Raw genomic sequence first — 2971 nt, 5'->3', positions numbered from 1 at the left:
CCGAGGCGGCGATGATGGCCGAGGCCGCCGTCTACAACGTCGAGCGCGGCGCGCAGATCATCGACATCAACATGGGCTGCCCGGCCAAGAAGGTCTGCAGCAAGTGGGCCGGCTCGGCGCTGATGCAGGACGAGCCGCTGGGCGTGCCCGTCACGCTGAAGATGCGCACGGGCTGGTCGCAAACGCACCGCAACGCGGTGGCGCTCGCCCGCGCGTTCGAGGACTGCGGCGTGCAGATGCTCACCGTGCACGGCCGCACGCGCGAGCAGGGCTACCAGGGCGAGGCCGAATACGAGACCATCGCCGCCGTGAAGGCGGCGGTGCGCGTGCCCGTGGTGGCCAACGGCGACATCGTCTCGCCGCGCAAGGCCCGCGCGGTGCTCGCCGCCACCGGCGCGGACGCGGTGATGATCGGCCGCGCGGCGCAGGGGCGCCCCTGGATCTTCCGCGAGGTGGTGCACTTCCTGGCCACCGGCGCGGAGCTCGCGCCGCCGCTGGTGGCCGAGGTGCAGCGGGCCCTGCTCGCGCACCTGCAGGACCACTACGCGCTCTACGGCGAAAGCACCGGCGTGCGCAGCGCACGCAAGCACATCGGCTGGTACGTCCGCACCCTCCCCGGGGGCGAGGCGTTCCGCACGAGCATGAACGAAATCGAAGACAGCGCCAGCCAGCTGGCGGCGGTCGCGGCCTTTTTCGACGCCCTGGGGGCGCGGATGGACCGGCTGCCCCCGGCATCGGAGGAGGAGACCGAGGCCCTGGCGGAAAGCGGCGCATGAGACGGCCGCGGTGGCCGCGCATTCCGGTGCGCGGCACGGAGAAGCACGAATGAGCAAGAAGCAGATCGAGGACTGTGTCCGGCAGAGCCTGGAGGGTTACTTCCGGGACCTGCGCGGCACGGAGCCGGATGGGATGTACGAAATGCTGCTGAAGGTGGTGGAAAGACCGCTGCTGGAAGTGGTGATGGCGAAAGCCGAGAACAACCAGTCGCGCGCAGCGGAATGGCTGGGGCTCAACCGCAACACGCTGCGCAAGAAACTGATCGAACACAAACTCCTTAAATGACGGAGCGACAAGGCGGCAGCCGCAACGCGCCGCCCTGTCCCCGACCGACCATGAACGCACTCATCTCCGTTTCCGACAAGAGCGGCGTCGTCGAGCTCGCCCGCGCCCTGCACGAACTGGGCGTGCGCCTGATCTCCACCGGCGGCACCGCGAAGCTGCTGGCCGAGCAGGGCCTGCCCGTCACCGAGGTGGCCGAGGTCACCGGCTTCCCCGAGATGCTGGACGGCCGGGTGAAGACGCTGCACCCCAAGATCCACGGCGGCCTGCTGGCGCGCCGCGACCATCCCGACCACATGGCGGCCCTGCACCGCCACATGATCCACACGATCGACATCCTGGTCGTGAACCTCTATCCGTTCGAGAACACGGTCGCGCGCCCGGGCTGCACGCTGGAGGAGGCGATCGAGAACATCGACATCGGCGGGCCGGCGATGGTGCGCAGCGGCGCCAAGAACTGGAAGGACGTGGCGGTGCTCACCGACGCCGCGCAGTACCAGCCGGTGGTCGACGAACTGAAGGCTTCCGGGCAGCTGTCGCAGAAGACGAAGTTCGCGCTCGCCGTGGCCGCCTTCAACCGCGTGAGCAACTACGACGCGGCGATCAGTGACTACCTCTCGGCCCTGCAGGAAGACGGCTCGCGCTCCCTGTTCCCGGCCCAGTCCAACGGCCGCTTCGTCAAGCTGCAGGACCTGCGCTACGGCGAGAACCCGCACCAGCAGGCCGCCTTCTACCGCGACCTGTATCCCGCGCCCGGCTCGCTGGCGGCGGCGCAGCAGCTGCAGGGCAAGGAGCTCTCGTACAACAACATCGCCGACGCCGACGCGGCGTGGGAGTGCGTGAAGAGCTTCGACGCGCCCGCCTGCGTGATCGTGAAGCACGCCAACCCCTGCGGGGTGGCCATCGGCAAGGATCCGCTGGAGGCCTATTCCAAGGCCTTCCAGACCGATCCGACGTCGGCCTTCGGCGGCATCATCGCCTTCAACCGGCCGCTCGACGGCGCCGGCGCGCAGGCCGTGAGCAAGCAGTTCGTCGAGGTGCTGATGGCGCCCGACTTCGCGCCCGAGGCGCTGCAGGTGTTCGCCGGCAAGGCCAACGTGCGGCTGCTGAAGATCGCGCTGCCGCCGGGCGGCGAGCGGCCCTGGGACAGGGGCCAGAACTTCATGGACGTGAAGCGGGTCGGCTCGGGCCTGCTGATGCAGACCGCGGACAACCGCGAACTGACGCTCGGCGAGCTGAAGTGCGTCACGAAGAAGACGCCGACCAGCGACGAACTGGAAGACCTGCTGTTCGCGTGGAAGGTCGCGAAGTTCGTCAAGTCGAACGCGATCGTGTTCTGCAAGGCCGGCATGACGATGGGCGTCGGCGCCGGCCAGATGAGCCGCCTGGATTCGGCCCGCATCGCCAGCATCAAGGCGCAGCACGCCAAGCTGTCGCTGCAGGGCACGGCGGTGGCGAGCGACGCCTTCTTCCCGTTCCGCGACGGCCTCGACGTGGTGGTGGACAACGGCGCCACCTGCGTCATCCAGCCGGGCGGCTCGATGCGCGATCAGGAGGTGATCGACGCCGCGAACGAACGGGGCGTGGCGATGGTGTTCACGGGGGTGCGGCACTTCCGCCATTGAGCGCCGCGCGCCTTCACTGGCCGCAAGAAGCCAACAGCCGGACGCAGAGGACGCGAAAGATACGCAAAGGACGCAAAGAAGACCGAGAAAACTTCAAAGGTCTTCTTTTGCGTCCTTTGCGTACCCTTTGCGCCCTTTGCGTCCGGCTGTTGTAGTGGCGTTGCGTCCAGGCCGCAATGCCCGGATCAACCCAGCGTCTTGAACACTTCCCGCGCCGCATCCACCGTCAGGCGGATGTCGTCTTCCGTGTGCGCGGCGCTCACGAAGCCGGCCTCGTACAGCGCCGG

General features: G+C 68.4%; 3 protein-coding genes. All 3 read left to right on the top strand.

The genetic code is table 11. The annotated features are described in order from the left end of the window. A partial coding sequence (locus VFM98_RS12020; protein WP_325110157.1) for a tRNA dihydrouridine synthase occupies positions 1–776 on the top strand: 776 nt, incomplete at its 5' end. A 49-nt stretch (positions 777–825) separates the two neighbouring features. Next, a complete protein-coding gene (locus VFM98_RS12015) occupies positions 826–1062 on the top strand; it encodes a Fis family transcriptional regulator (protein ID WP_325110156.1) in 237 nt (78 codons plus the stop codon). A 50-nt stretch (positions 1063–1112) separates the two neighbouring features. Then, the gene (purH, locus tag VFM98_RS12010; protein ID WP_325110155.1) at positions 1113–2684 is read left to right on the top strand and encodes a bifunctional phosphoribosylaminoimidazolecarboxamide formyltransferase/IMP cyclohydrolase; all 1572 of its coding nucleotides are present in this window, start codon (positions 1113–1115) and stop codon (positions 2682–2684) included. Positions 2685–2971: the final 287 nt, after the last annotated feature.

The sequence above is a fragment of the Ramlibacter sp. genome (assembly GCF_035706265.1).
GTDB lineage: Bacteria > Pseudomonadota > Gammaproteobacteria > Burkholderiales > Burkholderiaceae_C > Ramlibacter.
Note: the sequence above shows the minus strand (reverse complement) of the source record. Positions and strands in the feature narration are given on the sequence as shown.

Bases quoted from the DNA above. Each gene is read 5' to 3' on its own strand.
- VFM98_RS12015 (WP_325110156.1), top strand. From the start codon at position 826: ATGAGCAAGAAGCAGATCGAGGACTGTGTCCGGCAGAGCCTGGAGGGT.
- purH (WP_325110155.1), top strand. From the start codon at position 1,113: ATGAACGCACTCATCTCCGTTTCCGACAAGAGCGGCGTCGTCGAGCTC.